The sequence below is a fragment of the Streptomyces sp. NPDC014991 genome (genome assembly GCF_043080665.1).
Classification (GTDB): Bacteria; Actinomycetota; Actinomycetes; order Streptomycetales; family Streptomycetaceae; genus Streptomyces.
This window is the reverse complement of the sequence record NZ_JBIBVY010000017.1, coordinates 107,591-124,678: the sequence shown is the minus strand read 5'-3', so window position 1 is coordinate 124,678 and position 17,088 is coordinate 107,591. Positions and strand designations below refer to the sequence as shown.

The following is a 17,088-nucleotide window of genomic DNA, read 5'->3' as shown; positions in this document are numbered from 1 at the left end:
GATCTGGAAGACGGAGGCCCTAACGCCTGCGCAGCGGCAGGGGGGCGCCCATGACGGCGTACGGTCTCGCCGCGCTCGGGAAGTGGACCTGGCGGGCCAGGTCGGTGTAGCCGAGGGAGTGGTAGAGGCCGCGGGCGGGGCTGTCGGTGTCGATCGCGGAGAGGATCGAGCGGGGTTCCGCCGCGGTGTCGGTGATCGTGGTGATCAGGCGCCGGCCGATGCCCTGGTTCTGGTGGTCGGGGTGGACGTGCAGCTCGGTGATGACGAAGGAGTCGTCCAGCCAGGCCTGGTTGCCGTTGGCGCGCAGGTAGGGCTCCACGACGGTGGACCACCAGTGGATACGGCTGTTGGGCATGCCGTACACGAACCCGACGAGCAGACCGTCGACTCTCGCGCCGTAGGCCCGGGCGCCCCGGTACTGCATGTGGCGCAGGACGATCTGACGGCGTACGGCGACCTCGTCGGGACCCAGTCCGAAAGCGAGGGCCTGGACCGCCAGGGCCTCGTCGACGTGGGCGGTGAGGTCCAGGGTGCCGATCACGGGGTCCATGCGGGGAGCGTACAGGGGGTTCAGAACAGCACACTCATGAAGGCGCCGACCTCGTGGAAGCCCACACGGTGGTACGTCCTGCGGGCCGCGGTGTTGTAGTCGTTCACGTAGAGGCTGGCGACGGGGGCGATGTCGGCCAGGGCGTAGCGCAGGACCGCCGCCATGCCGGGGGCGGCCAGGCCTCGGCCCCGGTACTCGGGCGCCACCCAGACGCCCTGGATCTGGCAGGCGTGGGGGGTGGCCGCGCCGATCTCCGCCTTGAACACGACCCGGCCGGTGTCGTCGACGCGGGCGAAGGAGCGGCCGGCGCCGACCAGTTCGGCCACGCGGGCCTGGTAGAGCAGGCCGCCGTCACCGGCCATCGGGGAGACGCCGACCTCCTCGGTGAACATGGCCACGCACGCCGGCATGATCGTATCCATCTCGTCCTTGCGGACGCGGCGGACGTGCGGGTCGGGGGCGATGCCGGCCGGCATGCGGTCGGTGACCATCAGCGGCTGGTGGGCGCGGACCTCGCGGGCCGGGCCCCAGTGCGGCTCCAGCAGCCGCCACAGTTCGGCGGTGGCGTCGGCGGGGCCGACGACGGAGGAGCAGCGGCGGCCGGCCCGCCGGGCACGGTCGGCGAACGCGCGCACGGCGCGCGGGGTGGCGCAGAGGGGGACGAGGTTGGCGCCCGCGTAGCACAGGGACGTGAGCATGCCGTCCTCGTACCAGCCCCACATCTCGCCGCCGAGGCGCCAGGGGTCGAGGCCGGCGACCTGGACACGGGAGGTCACGAAGGCGTTGGCGACCGGCTCGCGGTCGAGGACGGCGAGCGCGGCGTCCAGGTCGCTCGGTTCGAGCACCCGTGAGGTGGTCTGGGTCAACACGTGCGGGGCCTCACCCTGGCTGGGTTCTGCTGATCTCCGCACTATAGCCGCGCCACTTGTGCGGCGCGTCTGCCGGCCGGTGGTCCGCTGTCCGCCGGATCAGCCCGTCACGGACACCGACGGTTCGCCCGAGGCGGTGCCGTCGGCCTCCATCTGGGCGGCCAGCTTCATGGCCTCCTCGATGAGGGTTTCCACGATCTTGGACTCGGGGACGGTCTTGATGACCTCGCCCTTGACGAAGATCTGGCCCTTGCCGTTGCCCGAGGCGACGCCCAGGTCGGCCTCGCGGGCCTCGCCGGGACCGTTGACTACGCAGCCCATGACGGCGACGCGCAGCGGGACCTCCATGCCGGTCAGGCCGGCGGTGACCTCCTCGGCGAGCTTGTACACGTCGACCTGGGCACGGCCGCAGGACGGGCAGGAGACGATCTCCAGACCGCGCTGGCGCAGGTTCAGCGACTCCAGGATCTGGATGCCGACCTTGACCTCCTCGGCGGGCGGCGCGGAGAGGGAGACGCGGATGGTGTCGCCGATGCCCTGGGAGAGGAGGGCGCCGAAGGCCACGGCCGACTTGATGGTGCCCTGGAAGGCGGGGCCCGCCTCGGTGACGCCGAGGTGGAGGGGGTAGTCGCACTGCTCGGCGAGCTGGCGGTAGGCCTCGATCATGACGACCGGGTCGTTGTGCTTGACGGAGATCTTGATGTCGCGGAAGTCGTGCTCCTCGAAGAGGGACGCCTCCCACAGGGCCGACTCGACCAGGGCCTCGGGGGTGGCCTTGCCGTACTTCTGGAGCAGGCGGCGGTCGAGGGAGCCGGCGTTGACGCCGATACGGATCGGGGTGCCGTGCTCCGTGGCGGCCTTGGCGATCTCCTTGACCTTGTCGTCGAACTGCTTGATGTTGCCCGGGTTCACGCGGACGGCGGCGCAGCCGGCCTCGATGGCGGCGAAGACGTACTTGGGCTGGAAGTGGATGTCCGCGATGACCGGGATCTGCGACTTGCGGGCGATGGTCGCGAGGGCGTCGGCGTCGTCCTGGGTGGGGCAGGCGACGCGGACGATCTGACAGCCGGACGCGGTCAGTTCGGCGATCTGCTGGAGGGTGGCGCCGATGTCGGACGTACGGGTCGTGGTCATCGACTGGACCGATACGGGTGCGTCTCCGCCGACCGCCACGCTTCCGACCTGGATCTGCCGGCTCCTGCGGCGTTCGGCGAGCTTGGTCGGAACGGACGGCATGCCGAGAGAAATCGCAGTCATCTGCTGTGCAACCCCAAGTCGTGGATCAAGGTCCGGTCCCGTGAACCGCGGGTCCCGGGCTTCGAGATTACGGCACCGGCCCGGGCGCGGGCACATCCCACCCGGTAAGGGCACCCGTTCGGGGCGGCCCGGAAACGGTCGTGTTCCGGGCCGCCCCGCATGCCGTGCGGCCAGGCCCTCTCGTTCGGTCCTAGGTGATCTTCACCGGGTTGACCACGTCGGCGATGAGGACCAGGACGGTGAAGCAGACGAAGATCCCGGCGACCACGTACGCCACCGGCATCAGCTTGGCGACGTCGAACGGGCCGGGGTCGGGCCGGCGCAGCACCCGGGCCAGGTTGCGCCGCAGCGACTCCCACAGGGCGCCCGCGATGTGCCCGCCGTCGAGCGGCAGCAGCGGGAGCATGTTGAACAGGAACAGGGAGAGGTTGAAGCCGGCGAGCACGAACACGAACATGGCCAGCTGCTGCGAGGCCGGGATGTCCAGGGTGGCGATCTCGCCGGTGACCCGGGCCGCGCCGACGATGCCCATCGGGGAGTCGGGTTCGCGCGGGCCGTCGCCGAAGGCCGCGTCCCACAGGGCCGGGATCTTGCCGGGCAGGGCGACGAGGGAGTCGACGGCGTCGCCGACCCGGTCGCCCATCCAGGTCACGGACTCGCCGAAGTCCTGCTTGACGACGCCGGTGGCGGAGCCGAAGCCGAGGAAGCCGGCCTTGACGTAGCCGTCGACGTAGTTGCCGGCGGCGTCCTTCCTGGCGACCCGGTTCTCGGCGATCTTCGCGTGCAGGGTCAGCTCGTGGCCCTTGCGGTCGACGACGATCGCGACGTTCTTGCCGGCGCTGTCCCGGATGAGGTCCGAGAGGGTGTTCCAGTCCTTGGTGGGCACGCCTCCGAAGGAGACGATCCTGTCGCCCTTCTCCATGCCGGCCCGCGCGGCCGGGGACTCGGGGTCGGACTTCTTGCAGCTGTCGCGGTGCTGGCTCTGTGCGATGACGCAGGGCGAGACGGAGGCGACGGTGGTGGTCTGCTGCTGGATGCCGAAGCCCATCAGCACCGTGAGGAACAGGGCGATCGCGAGCACCAGGTTCATGGCGGGGCCCGCGAACATGACGATGACGCGCTTCCACGGCCTGCGCGTGTAGAACATGCGCGTCTCGTCACCCGGCTGGAGCTCCTCGAAGGCCGCCGAGCGGGCGTCCTCGATCATGCCCCGCCACGGTGAGGTGGAGCGGGCGGAGACCCGGCCCTGGCCGTCGGGCGGGAACATGCCGATCATGCGGATGTAGCCGCCGAGCGGGACGGCCTTGATGCCGTACTCGGTGTCGCCCTTCTTCCGCGACCAGATGGTGGGGCCGAATCCGACCATGTACTGGGGGACGCGGATACCGAAGAGCTTGGCCGTGGACAGGTGCCCCAGCTCGTGCCAGGCGATCGAGACGAGCAGGCCGACCGCGAAGACCACTATGCCGAGGATGAACATCAAGGTCGTCATGCACGCGCCTCCGCGGTCGCCGTCGTGGCTGTGAGTTCGCGGGCCCGGGCCCGCGCCCAGGTCTCCGCTTCGAGGACGTCCGACACGGTGAGCGAGGTTCCCGCGAGCGGGGTGCCGTGCTCCTCGACCACCCGGGTCACGGTCTCCATGATCCCGTTGAAGGGCAGCGCGCCGTCCAGGAAGGCCGCGACGCACTCCTCGTTGGCGGCATTGAACACCGCCGGCGCCGTGCCCGCGAGCTGCCCCACGTGCCGGGCGAGGTTCACCGAGGGAAAGGCCTCGTTGTCCAGCGGGAAGAACTCCCACGTGGACGCCTGGCTCCAGGAGAAGGCGGGGGCGGCGTCGGGAACGCGTTCGGGCCAGCCCAGGCCGATGGCGATCGGCCCGCGCATGTCGGGGGGCGTCGCCTGGGCGATCGTGGATCCGTCGGTGAACTCGACCATCGAGTGGACATACGACTGCGGGTGCACGACGACCTCAATGCGGTCGAAGGGAATGTCGTAGAGCAGGTGCGCCTCGATGACCTCCAGCCCCTTGTTGACGAGGGTCGCGGAGTTGACCGTGATCACCGGGCCCATCGCCCAGGTGGGGTGGGCGAGGGCGTCCGCCACGGTGACGTGCGCCAGATCCGCCCTGCTCCGGCCGCGGAAGGGACCTCCGGACGCGGTGACGACCAGCTTGCGGACGTCGGCGCGGGTGCCGGCGGCGAGGGCCTGGAAGAGGGCCGCGTGCTCGGAGTCGACCGGGATGATCTGGCCCGGCTCGGCGAGCGCCCTGACCAGCGGGCCGCCGACGATCAGCGACTCCTTGTTGGCGAGCGCGAGGGTGCGGCCCGCCTCCAGGGCGGCGAGGGTCGGGGCGAGGCCGATGGAACCGGTGATGCCGTTCAGCACGGTGTGGCAGTCGGAGGCGGCGAGCCCGGTGGCCGCGTCGGGTCCGGCGAGGATCTCGGGCAGCGGCTCCCCGGTGCCGTACTCGGCGGCGAGCGCCTCGCGCAGCGCGGGTACGACGTCCTCGCGGGCGACCGCCACGGTCCGCACCCGCAGGCGGTGTGCCTGCTCGGCGAGGAGGGCGACCCGGCCTCCGTTCGCGGCGAGGCCGGTGACCCGGAAACGGTCGGGGTTGCGCAGCACGAGGTCGATGGCCTGGGTGCCGATGGATCCGGTGGAACCGAGGATCACCACGTCCTTGGGTCCGTCCCCGGTGACGGGGTCGTACACGAGGTGCGGGTCGGCGAGGGGCGCCGGATGGGCGGGACTGTCGGTCATCCCCCCATTGTGGCCGCAAGTGGAGGCGGGCCGGGCAGGGCGTCCCTCGCACGGGTGTCCCGACGGCCCGCGCGGCCGGAGGGAGGGACTCTCCGAAAGTGAAGTCATCGTGAAGATCGTGTGATAACACTTCTGTTCACGCGATTTCGCGGACGACATCCTGGGGGGATCTCCATGCGTACTGCGCACCTGCGCGCTGCCCTGCCCGCCTTCGCCGGGGCCGCCGTGCTCACCGGCACCCTGCTCAGCACCCCGGCCGAGGCCGCCGGGGGCGTGCGGATCCATCACGTCTGGTTCGACAGCCCGGGCACGGACAACCGCTCGAACAAGAGCCTGAACGCCGAGTGGGTGCAGCTGAAGAACACCAGCGGTTCCGCGGTCTCCCTCAAGGGCTGGGTCCTGAAGGACGCCTCGAACCACAAGTACGTCTTCCCGAGCGTCAGGATCGGCGCCGGGAAGTACCTGAAGGTCCACACCGGCAGCGGCTCGGACACCGCGTCGGACAAGTACCAGGACCGCCGCGCCTACGTCTGGAACAACGACAAGGACACGGCCACGCTGACCAGGGCGAGCGGCACCAGGGTCGACACCTGCTCCTGGACGACGCGGGACCCGAGCGACAGGTACTGCTAGTTCCCGAACGGACGGCGGGCGTTCTCCCGCGCGGACGGTCCGGGGGTCGCGTCGGCGATCCACGGGCCGTCCCCCGAAGGGTCGAGGATGCCCTCCTCCAGCCACTCGTACGCTCCGCCGAGTACCTGCTTGACCACCTTGCGGTCCAGGTCGTCGGTGTTGGTCCACAGCCGGGTGAAGAGTTCCTCCACCCGGATGCGGGCCTGGCGGCAGAAGGCGTCGGCCAGCTGGTAGGCCTCGCGGCCGTGCTCGCCCCGGGTACGCAGGCGCTCGGCCCGGACGCACGCCGCGCTCATCGCGAACAGTTCCGCGCCGATGTCCACGATCCGGCCGAGGAAGCCCTGTTTGGTCTCCATCCGGCCCTGCCAGCGGGACATGGCGTAGAACGTGGAGCGGGCCAGTTTGCGGGCCGTGCGCTCGACGTACCTCAGGTGCCCGGAGAGATCGATGCCGTGCCGGAAGTCGCCGTAGGACGTGGGCAGCTGGCCCGGACCGGCGACCAGTTTCGGCAGCCACCCGGCGTAGAAGACACCCGCGCTCACGCCTGCCCTCGCCTTGGCGGACAGGGGCTTGTCGGGGTCGATGAGGTCACCGGCGACCGAGAGGTGGGTGTCGACGGCCTCGCGGGCGATGAGGAGGTGCATGATCTCCGTCGAGCCCTCGAAGATGCGGTTGATGCGCAGGTCGCGCAGGATCTGCTCGGCCGGGACACCACGCTCGCCCCGCGCCCGCAGCGACTCGGCCGTCTCGTAGCCCCGGCCGCCGCGGATCTGGACCAGTTCGTCGGCCATCGTCCAGGCCATCTCGGAGCCGTAGAGCTTGGCGAGGGCGGCCTCGATACGGATGTCGTTGCGGTCCTCGTCGGCCATCTGGGAGGACAGGTCGAGGACGGCTTCCAGGGCGAAGGTGGTGGCCGCGATGAAGCTGATCTTGGAGCCGACGGCCTCGTGCAGCGCGACCGGTTTGCCCCACTGCTCGCGCTCCGCCGCCCATTCGCGGGCGATCTTCAGGCACCACTTCCCGGCGCCGGCGCACATGGCGGGCAGCGACAGCCGGCCGGTGTTGAGGGTGGTGAGGGCGATCTTGAGTCCCGCACCCTCCGGGCCGATGCGGTGGGCGGCGGGGACGCGGACCCGGTGGAAGCGGGTGACGCCGTTCTCGATGCCGCGCAGGCCCATGAAGGCGTTGCGGTTCTCCACGGTGACGCCCTCGGACGTGGCCTCCACGACGAAGGCGGTGATGCCGCCCTTGTGGCCCTCGGACCTCGGCACCCGGGCCATGACCACCAAGAGGTCGGCGACGACCCCGTTGGTGGTCCACAGCTTCACGCCGTCGAGGACGTAGTCGTCGCCGTCCGGCACGGCCGTGGTGGCGAGCCGGGCCGGGTCCGAGCCGACGTCCGGCTCGGTGAGCAGGAAGGCGGAGATGTCGGTGCGGGCGCAGCGGGGCAGGAAGGCGTCCTTCTGCTCCTGGGTGCCGAACATCTTCACCGGCTGCGGTACGCCGATCGACTGGTGGGCGGAGAGGAGCGCGCCGACGGCGGGGCTGACGGAGCCGACCAGGGCGAGGGCCTTGTTGTAATAGAGCTGGCTGAGGCCGAGACCGCCGTACCGGGGGTCGATCTTCATGCCGAGGGCACCGAGTTCCTTGAGGCCGGCCACGACCTCGTCGGGGATGCGGGCCTCGCGCTCGATGCGGGCCGGGTCGATGCCCGACTCGCAGAAGGCGCGCAGCTTCGCCAGGAACTCCTCGCCGCGCCGGACGGACTCGTCGGCGGGGAGCGGGTGGGGGTGGATGAGGTCGAGCCGGAAGCGTCCGAGGAAGAGTTCCTTGGCGAAGCTGGGCTTGCGCCAGTCCTGTTCCCGGGCGGCCTCCGCCACCTGTCGGGCCTCGCGCTCGGTGACGGTGGTGCGTGGGGTGGAGGGGGCGGACATGGAGGCTCACCTCGCCGCGGAAAAGGGATGAGGGGGATGGTTCACGACCGATCGGTGCTACTGGATCGTTGGTACCCGAAACGGACCGGCCCCACCACCCCTCGCGCGTCCGAACGGCCGAAAGGCCTGCCGGGGGCCGGTGGGGGTGGGTCCGGGGAACCGCGACGAGCAGTCCGGAGGCGACGGGAAAATTGTCGAAGCGCTTCGACGACCTATGGACACCCCACCGTGGCTGCAGCTAGTGTCCTTCTCACCCTCATTCGTCGTGTCGGCACCGCACGGTGTCGAAGCGCTTCACCAGGTTGGGAGAGCTGGATGGTCACCCTCGCCGAGGTCGCCCGGCACGCCGGAGTATCGGCGAGCACGGTGAGCTATGTCCTCAGCGGCAAGCGGTCCATCTCCACCACCACCCGGCATCGGGTCGAGCAGAGCATCCGGGAACTGGGATACCACCCGAACGCGGGTGCCCGCGCCCTGGCGAGCAGCCGTTCCAACATCATCGCGCTGATGATCCCGCTGCGCACCGACATGTACGTGCCGGTGATGATGGAGATCGCGATCGCGGTGGCCACCACGGCCCGCACGCACGGGTACGACGTCCTGCTGCTCACCGGTGAGGAGGGGCCCGACGCGGTGCGCCGGGTGACCGGCAGCGGGCTCGCCGACGCCATGATCCTGATGGACGTGGAGCTGGACGACGAGCGGCTGCCGCTGCTGCGGGGCACCGACCAGCCGTCGGTGCTGATCGGCCTGCCCGCCGACACCACTGGCCTGACCTGCGTGGACCTGGACTGGAGTGCGACGGGCGCGCTCTGTGTGGAGCACCTGGCCGGGCTCGGTCACCGTGACATCGCTGTCATCGGCGAGGCTCCGGCGGTCTACGAACGGCACACCGGCTTCGCCGAGCGCACGCTCGACGGGCTGCGCTCCCGGGCCCGGGAGTCGGGGGTGCGCGTGCTGCACCGGCCCTGCGAGGGCGGGTACGACGCGATGGCCCTCACGCTGGCCCGGATCTTCGACGAGCGGCCGGCGACGACCGGGTTCGTGGTGCAGAACGAGTCGGCGGTGGAGCCGCTGCTCGCGCTGCTGCGCCAGCAGGGCCGGGCCGTGCCCGAGGACGTGTCCGTGGTCGCGGTCTGCCCGGAACAGGTCGCCGTCCAGGCCTCGGTGCGGCTGACCTCGGTCGCCGTCCCAGCCCAGGAGCTGGGCCGGCACGCCGTGGAACACCTGGTGGCCAAGCTGGAGGGGCAGGGCGGCGACGAGGTCGAGCTGCTCGCGCCCGAGCTGACGGTACGGGCGAGTTCGGGACCGGCCCCCGCAACGTCCTGACCCACCGCGTCCCGGCCCACCGCGTCCCGGCCCGCCGCCCCTGCCCGACCGCGTCCGGGCCTGCCGCGCCCCGCGCCCGGCACCCCGCGACGGCAGGGGTACGGCGCCGTCTGTCCCGCACCTGTCCGCACGCCTCTCCCCGGGAGCCGCCGTGAACCAGCCTGCCGTCGCGCAGCCCGCGATCAGCCTCGCCCAGTCCTCCCCCACCGTCGGCACGCTCCGGGAGCGGGACGGACGGACGCGTGGACGGGCGTGACGTACGAGGGCGGGACGGCCGTGACGGTGGACGCGCCGCTGGACCGGATCCCGCTGTTCCTGCGCGACGGGGCGCGGCTGCCGGTCGCGGAACGACAGGAGGGCCGGTCCCGGGCGGGACCGGCCCCTGCCCGCCGCGGCTCAGCCGCTGCTGACGCTCTCGCTGTTGACGGTGAAGTTCAGGCCGCCGGAGGAGGAGGTGATCTCGAAGCCGAACTGGACGTCACCGATGGTCACGTTGCCGAACCAGCCCTTGGTGTCCCTGATCCACTTCAGGATCGGCAGGACGTTCACCGTGCCGGAGCTGGAGTTGGAGGTGCGGACGAAGGAGAAGACCTCGTTGGAGCCGTTGTTGCCCTTGTAGACGGTCCAGGTGGAACCGCCGAGGGTGACGGTGCCCTGGGAGCTGCCGAGCGGACCGACGGGACCGGTCCTGTTGACCCAGAGCATGATCTCGTACTTGTAGCCGGTGTCCCAGATGTCGTACGACGTGTTGTACGCGCCGGCCGACGGGACGGAGACGTTGTAGTTGCTGGTGAGCGAGGTCAGGGAGCCGATCGGCTTGTTGACGACCTTCTTGGCGTTCGGGTAGGACTTGATGCCGCCGGTGTCGGGGTGGTTGGCGTTGACGCCCCAGTTGGTGCCGGAGTTGGCCCAGATGCACTGGCTGCCGGCGCCGGAGCCCCAGATGTCGTTGTAGAGGGTGTAGCCGTTCAGGGTGGTGTTGCCCCACTGGTCGCAGGAGTTCCAGACGGCGGCGGAGGCGGGTGCCGAGGCGAGGCCGACGGTGGCGCCGAGGGCCAGGACGGGGGCGATCAGGGCCTTGGCGACCCTGGTCAGCGTGCTTGTTGCCATGGTGTCCCTTCCATGGGTGGGGGAGGTGGTGCTGGTTGCCGCGCCCCCAGGGTGAGGACGCGTTCTTCTCCGGCGACCAGGGCGAGCGGCTCGGTGCCGGAGGAGGTCCGCAGTTCGACGCGGAGGGTGCGGTGGGGCCGCAGGACGGCGCGGGCACCGTCCGGGCTCCAGACGAGGTCGAGTTCCGCGCCGAACCGGGTGAGCACGCCGCGCAGTTCGCCGCTGGGGCAGGTGTCCGGTACGGCGGGCAGCAGGACCAGCCGGTGGGGGGTGGACCGGACGAGCATCTCGATCAGCACGCCCGGCAGGGTGTGCGCGGCGTCCGCGTTGTAGACGTCGCGGCGCGGGTAGTGGGCGCTCATCAGGGAGGCGTGGAAGAAGTCGCCGTCCAGGACCCGGCGCAGGGCGCCGGCGGCCATGACGGTGTCCCCGAGCCGGGCGGCGATCAGGGCGTGGTGCAGATGGCCGTGGGCGGAGTCGTTCCCGGTGCCGCGCAGGGCGAGCGCCCGGTGGGCGGCGGCGGCCAGGCGCGGGGTGTCGTAGGGGGTGATCTCCTCCAGCGGCCAGACGCCGTACAGGTGACTGAGGTGGCGGTGGTCGTAGGTGTCGTCGAGCCCCGGCCAGGCCCATTCGGCGAGGGCGCCGTCGGCGTTGATCCGGTGCGGGGGCAGCCGGTCCGCCAACGCCCGCCAGACCGCGGCACGTCCGGGGTGGTAGCGGGCGGCGGTACGCAGGGTGTGCCGGGCGGCGGAGAGGTCCATGGCCGCGTTGACCGCGCCCCAGCTGCCGTTCGCGGGGCGGTTCTCGGGCGAGTAGGAGGGCACGACGACGAGGTGGCCGCCGGCGTCGGTGCGGGTGAGGAAGTCCTCGTAGAAGAGGGCCGCCTCGGCGAGGGCCGCGGCGGTGCGCGGATCCTGGGCGCCGCGGATCTCGTCGTGGTCGACCAGCGGTTTGAGCAGCCAGTCCGCGCCGGCGGTCCACAGGTGCAGCGGGTAGTCGCGGCTGAAGTGGTACGTCAGTCCTGACTCGCCGTCGGTGTGCGAGGGCGCGACCGCGCCCCGGGCGCCGAAGACGGCGCGCGCGTTGGCCCGCCAGTCCGGCAGCTGCCGCTCGACGAGCGCGGCCAGGGCCTCGGTGACCTCGGGCAGGGCGGCGGCGGGTGCGGCGGCGGTCTGGAGGTTGAGGTTGGCGTTCGTGGTGAACGCCCCCGACCAGGCGGTGTCCCAGTCGCCGGTCCACAGTCCGGTGAGCCGGGGCGGGAGCAGGCCGCTGCTGGAGAGCAGGTGGTAGCGGCCGGCCGCGAACAGCCGTTCCAGCAGGGCCGGGCTGTGCGGGCGCCGCAGCAGCTCGGAGCCGGGCAGGGCGCGCTCGGCCGGGTCGGCGCCGAGGTCGAGGGTGACCCGCAGGTAGGCGGTGCGGTGCCGGAGCAGATGTCGGGCGAGCAGGCTGTCGTACGGCCGCTCGGTGCCGTCGAGCAGGCCCTGGAGCCGCCGGGCCTCGGCGACGACGTCCGCCTCTCCGGTGTGCCGGCGCACCCGGGTGAGCAGCAGCACCGAGCGGGCGCCGGTGACGCGGACGCCCGGCGGGACGAGTTCGGTACGGCCGCCGAAGGCGGCGACGAGGGTCACGCCGGTGTAGGCGCGGTCGCTGTCCGGGTAGCGGGCGCGCAGGCTGAGCAGGGCGCCCTCGGGAGTGAGCAGGGTGCCCTGGCCGACCCGCAGTCCGGTGGGGGCGCCCGGCAGCCGGTGGTCCAGGTCCACGTGGAGGTCTCCCGCGGTGACCTCGTGCACGATGACGTCGTCGGCGCGGGAGACGAAGACGCGGCTGCCGGTGCCGGCACGGACCGCGGTGACCTCGCCGGTGGTGAAGTCGACGGCACGGTGGTGGCCGTCGTGCCCACTGCCCGCCGGTCTGCGCAGTCGTATCCGGAAGGCCGGGTGGAAGGGCTGCACCCACTGCAGCGGCCGGCCGTCGGTGAAACCGTCGGCGGCGGTGTGGTCCCCGGCGAGCAACCGGTCCTGGACGGCGGGGAGTGCGGCGGCGAGCCGCGGCGGCCGGGCGTGTTCGGCTCCGTTGGGCCGTACCAGGGTGTGATGGGTGACGACGACCCGCTCGTCGTTCGGGTCACCGGACACGAGGGCGCCGTGGTGGCCGTTCCCGCTCAGGAAGGCGTCCTCCCAGCGGGCGGCCGGAGCCGGTTCCCAGGTGCCGTGGACCGGGGTGCGGCTCATGACCGCAGCACCGCCACGCCGTGACGGCCGAGGGTGAGCGCGTCCGTGACGTCCGTACGGCCGAGCAGCTCGTGATGCGTGCCGGGCACCTGGACGGTGACCTGCTCCCGCCCGTGGTTGAGCAGGAAGAGCAGCTCCCCGCGGCGCACCGCCTCCACCCCCGGCGGGAGCCCGTCGAGCACCGGCCGCACCCCCGCCCCGGCGGCGATGCCGGCCAGCAGGGTGCGCAGCGCGTCCGGCTCGGGGAGGGTGGAGACGTACCAGGCGCGACCCCGGTGCAGCACGGCGGGCAGCCCGTCGAGTTCGCCGCCCCGGTACGGCACGGTCTCGGCGGCCCCCGGCTCCGGTTCGATCTCCTCCGACCACAGCGTCCCGCGGAAGCCCTCGCACGCCACGGTCTCCCCCGCCTCCAGCGGCCACCACTCGTGCAAGGTGCGGATGCCGAACAGCTCCCGCAGCCGGACGTCCATGCCGCCGGCCCGGACCCGGTCGTCCTCGTCGACGACGCCGGTGAGGAAGCCGCAGACCAGGGTGCCGCCACCGCGGACGTACGCGAGGAGGTTGGCGACGGCGGCGTCGGTGAGGAGGTACAGCTGCGGGACGACGACGAGCCCGTAGCCGGACAGGTCGTGCTCCGGGTGGGCGAAGTCGGTGGTCAGGTTCTCCTCCCACAGGGCCCGGTGCCAGGCGGTGAGCACCTCCGGGAGGGCCACCAGCGTCGACAGCCGTCCCTCGTGTGCGCCGGCCCACCAGGAGTGCCAGTCGTGCAGGACGGCGACGTCCGCGTCGATCCGGCCGCCGCTCACGTCTCCCGAGATCCGCTCCAGTTCGGCCCCGAGCTGCCGGACCTCCTGGTACGTGCGTCCCTGCTCCCCCGCGTGACCGACCATGCCGGAGTGGAACTTCTCGGCGCCCTGCCGCGACTGGCGCCACTGGAAGTAGCAGACGGCGTCGGCGCCGCGGGCGACGGCCTGGAGGGACCACAGGCGGTTGAGGCCGCGCGGTTTGGGGTGGTTCACGCCCCGCCAGTTGACCGGGCCGGCCGCCTGTTCCATGAGCATCCACGGTCCGCGCGCCTGCGAACGGGTGAGGTCCTGCACGAGCGCCCCGTGCTGTGCGCCCAGCGGATCGCGCGGGTCGGGGTAGAGGTCGACGGAGACGACGTCCTCCTCCCGGGCCCAGCGCCAGGCGTCCTGCCCGATCCACAGCGGCATGAAGTTGGTGGTCACGGGGAGGTGCGGGGTGTGCCGGCGGACGATGTCCCGTTCGGCGGTGTAGCACTCCAGGAGCATGTCGGAGGTGAACCGGCGGAAGTCCAGCACCTGGGCGGGGTTCTTCAGGTAGTGGGCGCGGCGCGGGGGCAGGATGCCGTCCCAGGTGTCGTAGCCCTGACTCCAGAAGGGGGTTCCCCAGGCGGCGTTGAGGGCGTCCAGGGTCGTGTAGCGCTGCCGGAGCCAGCGGCGGAAGGCGGCGGCGGCCTCGTCGCCGTGATCGGCGGTGCAGTACTCGTTGTTGATGTGCCACATGGTGAGCGCCGGGTGGGTGCCGTAGCGGGCGGCGAGGTCCTCGGTGATGGCGGCGGCGTACCGGCGGTAGGTGGCGCTGGAGTGCGAGAAGTGCTGCCGGCCGCCCCACCACTCGATGTGGCCGTCGGCGTCCCGGGGCAGGGTGTCGGGGTGCAGTCGGCCCATCCAGGGCGGCGGGGAGGACGTGGGCGTGGCGAGGACGACGCCGATGCCGTTGTCGTGCAGGAGGTCCATGAGCCGGTCCAGCCAGCCGAACTCGCGGGCTCCCGGCTCGGGTTCGAGTGTGGACCAGGAGAAGACGCCGAGGGTGACGGAGTTGACCCGGGCCTGCGTCATCAGCCGGACGTCGTCCTGCCAGGTCTCCTTGGGCCACTGCTCGGGGTTGTAGTCGCCGCCGAAGAGGACGCGGCCCCGGGTGGCGTCGGCGAGGGCCGGTTTCATGTGCGTTCTCCGTACTGGACGCCCCGCCCGTTGGTGGCGAGGTAGACACGCCCGTGGACGCGCGGGTCACCGGTGATCGCCTGCCCGGTCCAGCCCCACTGGTGGGCGTCGTCGTTGATACGCGTCCAGGTCCTGCCCCGGTCGTCGGAGCGCAGGACGGCGGTGCCGGCGTCCGTGGCGCCGACCAGGTAGAGCGCCGGGTAGCGGGCGCCGGGCGCGGCCTTGCCGAAGCCGAGGGTGTACGCGGCCCGGACACCGCTGACCGCGGTGAAGCTCACCCCGCCGTCGGTGGACCGGTACAGCCCGTCCTCCTTGGCGCTCACCCACAGGTCTCCGGTGCGCCCGGGCGCCACGGCGAGCTGGAACTGGTTGTCGCCGGCGGGCAGTCCGGTGGCGCGGGCGGTGAACGTACGGCCGTGGTCGGTGGCGGCGTACAGCGTTCCCGTGCCGGTGTCGTAGGCGTAGAAGGCGGCCGGGTCGGCCGGGTCGGCCACCGGGGTGGCTCCCCGCGGGAAGGAGGGCACCTCCTCCCAGCCGGCACCGCCGTCGGCCGACCGGTGGGCGGGCCCGCTGGTGAAGGCCCACAGCAGCACGCCGCCGTCGGCACCGACGGCGATCGGGCCCGGACCGTCGCCGGCGTGGGCGGGCTGGGCCGGGAAGGGTGCCCAGGTGCGTCCGCCGTCCTGGGAGAAGGCGCCGTTGCCGTGGTCACCCCACCCGGTGCGCACGACGTACGACGGTTTCGCCGCGGCCAGCGCGAGTCCGGTCGCCGTGCCGAAGACGGGGTCGGTGGCCATGCCGCGCGCCGGGGAGGCGGTGAGCCGCTCGTGGTACAGCACGCCGATGTCGCCGTTCCCGCTGATCAGGTGGGCCGCTCCGGTGGGCGGTGAGATCAGCTGCCGTACGGAGGTCTCCTCCAGGCCGCGGACGCGGGGCGCCCAGTGGACGAGGTCCCCGGTGCCGTAGATCGTGGCGCCGGTGCCGTAGAGGACGTGCTCCGGGTCGTACGGGTCGACGGCGACGGCCTGGATCCACCAGCCGAACTTGGGCTCGTCCTGGCCCCAGCGGAGGTAGGGGGTCTCGGAGACGTCGAGGACGGCGGTGTCCTTCAGGGAGACCCAGCTGCGGCCCCCGTCCGTGGTCCGGTACAGGGTGTCGACGGCGGACCAGCGGTTGTTGGTGGAGACGACCACCGTGCCGGGACGGCGGGCGGCGACGGCGACCCCGCCGTACCCGAAGGTGTCGGTGCCGCCCGGGACGGCCGGGGTGACGTCGGTCCAGGCGCCGGTGGCGGTGTCCAGCTTGTGCACGCTGCCGGTGGTCTGGCCGTTGGGGCCGGGCGCGTCGGCGTACGTGACGTACAGCTCGCGGGTGTGGTGGTCGTGGGCGGCACGGACCGGGACCCTGGCGGAGGTGCCGGCCGGCTGCCCGGGGACGGGCTCCCAGACGGTGCCGTCCACGGTGCGGTACAGGTTCGGCCGCGCGGTGGTGCCGTCGGCGTCCCCCCAGCCGGCGAAGACGGTGCGGCCGGCGGCGGCGAGGAGGGTGACGCCCTGGCCGGTGCCGGTGGGCGTGGCCGGGAAGCCCGTCGCCCTCGACCAGGTGGCGCCCCGGTCCGTCGACCTGAGCAGCCCGTCGTGGCGGGTGCCGAGCCAGAGGGTGTCGCTGTCGCGGGGGTCGACGAGGAGCCGTTCGCCGGTGCCCCGGCCGTCCTCGTTGGCGCCGAGCCGCGCGGGCAGGCCGGTGCGGTGCCAGGTGGCGCCGCGGTCCTCGGAGCGCAGGAACGCGCCGTTGCCGGCCCAGGGCTGGGCGTACGTGCCGAGGGCGAGGTACAGCCGGTCCGGGTGGGAGGGGTCGACGGCCAGGGCCTCCACCCCGAGGAGGTTCCAGTCGTCCCAGCCGAGGTGGTCGGTGAGCGGGGTCCAGCGGGCGGTCTCCCGGTCCCAGCGGTAGGCGCCGCCGATGTCCGTGCGGGCGTAGGCGAGGCCGGGGACGGTGGGGTGGAAGAGGATGCCGGTGACGAATCCGGTGCCGCCGATCACCGCCGTGCGCCAGCGGTACGCCGGGTGCCGGGCCTCGGCCGCGTGTCCCCGCGTGGGCAGGCCGGCGAGCGCGGCGGCCGCGGCGGTCGTGGCGAGTACGGTTCTTCGGCTCGGGTTCGGCATGGCGTACCTCACTGGACGGGGGTCGGATGGGTCTGGTGGCTGGTCCGGGGCGGAGCTGGGCCGCTTGTCGGTACGCGGCGGGAGCGGTTCGTCGGGCGACGGGGCATCGGTGCCCGGGGGGCGCGGGTCGCGGAGGCGTGGGGCCGCAGGGCTCCGAAGGGTGCAGCGCTTGGGGCGCGGTACTTCGCAGGCGCGGGAGCGCGGGGCGGCGAGGCGGCGGGGGCCCACGCGGCCGGGTCCGCCGCGGCCGGGTCCGGCGGGCGGTCCGCGGTCCAACAGCGCC

General features: G+C 72.4%; 12 protein-coding genes. 2 read left to right on the top strand and 10 right to left on the bottom strand.

Annotation, left to right across the window (positions count from 1 at the left end; genetic code table 11):
* Window positions 1-19 precede the first annotated feature (19 nt).
* The 5 genes from ACF1BE_RS25010 to dxr form a co-directional block, all read right to left on the bottom strand.
* Entirely contained in the window at window positions 20-550 is a 531-nt protein-coding gene (locus ACF1BE_RS25010) for a GNAT family N-acetyltransferase (protein WP_392201255.1), read from the bottom strand.
* A 20-nt stretch (window positions 551-570) separates the two neighbouring features.
* A complete protein-coding gene (locus ACF1BE_RS25005; RefSeq protein ID WP_392201254.1) occupies window positions 571-1,419 on the bottom strand; it encodes a GNAT family N-acetyltransferase in 849 nt (282 codons plus the stop codon).
* A 99-nt stretch (window positions 1,420-1,518) separates the two neighbouring features.
* Window positions 1,519-2,676 (bottom strand): flavodoxin-dependent (E)-4-hydroxy-3-methylbut-2-enyl-diphosphate synthase, encoded by a 1,158-nt coding sequence (gene ispG / locus ACF1BE_RS25000; RefSeq protein ID WP_392201253.1) that lies wholly within the window; start codon window positions 2,674-2,676, stop codon window positions 1,519-1,521.
* Window positions 2,677-2,866: 190 nt separating this feature from the next.
* Window positions 2,867-4,168, bottom strand: coding sequence for a M50 family metallopeptidase (locus ACF1BE_RS24995; RefSeq protein ID WP_392201252.1), 1,302 nt, complete (start codon window positions 4,166-4,168; stop codon window positions 2,867-2,869).
* Window positions 4,165-5,436: a 1-deoxy-D-xylulose-5-phosphate reductoisomerase gene (gene dxr / locus ACF1BE_RS24990; RefSeq protein ID WP_392201251.1), complete on the bottom strand. Its 1,272-nt coding sequence runs from the start codon at window positions 5,434-5,436 to the stop codon at window positions 4,165-4,167. Before dxr ends, ACF1BE_RS24995 begins: the two co-directional genes overlap by 4 nt.
* A 174-nt stretch (window positions 5,437-5,610) precedes the next feature.
* On the opposite strand from dxr, the gene ACF1BE_RS24985 reads away from it, so the two are divergent.
* Complete coding sequence (locus ACF1BE_RS24985) at window positions 5,611-6,069, top strand: lamin tail domain-containing protein (protein ID WP_392201250.1); 459 nt, start codon at window positions 5,611-5,613, stop codon at window positions 6,067-6,069.
* Here ACF1BE_RS24985 and ACF1BE_RS24980 read toward each other — a convergent pair.
* Window positions 6,066-8,003, bottom strand: coding sequence for an acyl-CoA dehydrogenase family protein (locus ACF1BE_RS24980; RefSeq protein ID WP_392201249.1), 1,938 nt, complete (start codon window positions 8,001-8,003; stop codon window positions 6,066-6,068). The genes ACF1BE_RS24985 and ACF1BE_RS24980 overlap by 4 nt on opposite strands.
* Window positions 8,004-8,318: 315 nt before the next feature.
* Here ACF1BE_RS24980 and ACF1BE_RS24975 point away from each other — a divergent pair, with 315 nt between their 5' ends.
* Window positions 8,319-9,332: a LacI family DNA-binding transcriptional regulator gene (locus ACF1BE_RS24975; RefSeq protein ID WP_392201248.1), complete on the top strand. Its 1,014-nt coding sequence runs from the start codon at window positions 8,319-8,321 to the stop codon at window positions 9,330-9,332.
* A gap of 396 nt (window positions 9,333-9,728) precedes the next feature.
* On the opposite strand, the gene ACF1BE_RS24970 is transcribed toward ACF1BE_RS24975, so the two are convergent.
* Genes ACF1BE_RS24970 through ACF1BE_RS24955 form a run of 4 tightly spaced genes read right to left on the bottom strand, consistent with a single transcriptional unit; the run spans window position 9,729 to window position 16,805 of the window.
* The gene (locus tag ACF1BE_RS24970; protein WP_392201247.1) at window positions 9,729-10,442 is read right to left on the bottom strand and encodes a hypothetical protein; all 714 of its coding nucleotides are present in this window, start codon (window positions 10,440-10,442) and stop codon (window positions 9,729-9,731) included.
* Entirely contained in the window at window positions 10,424-12,673 is a 2,250-nt protein-coding gene (locus ACF1BE_RS24965; RefSeq protein ID WP_392201246.1) for a glycoside hydrolase N-terminal domain-containing protein, read from the bottom strand. The genes ACF1BE_RS24970 and ACF1BE_RS24965 overlap by 19 nt, the downstream gene beginning before the upstream one ends.
* Entirely contained in the window at window positions 12,670-14,640 is a 1,971-nt protein-coding gene (locus tag ACF1BE_RS24960) for a beta-galactosidase (RefSeq protein ID WP_392201245.1), read from the bottom strand. The genes ACF1BE_RS24965 and ACF1BE_RS24960 overlap by 4 nt, the downstream gene beginning before the upstream one ends.
* Window positions 14,637-16,805 carry a WD40/YVTN/BNR-like repeat-containing protein gene (locus ACF1BE_RS24955; protein WP_392201244.1) on the bottom strand — a complete coding sequence of 723 codons (2,169 nt, stop codon included), beginning with the start codon at window positions 16,803-16,805 and terminating at the stop codon, window positions 14,637-14,639. The genes ACF1BE_RS24960 and ACF1BE_RS24955 overlap by 4 nt, the downstream gene beginning before the upstream one ends.
* Window positions 16,806-17,088 lie beyond the last annotated feature (283 nt).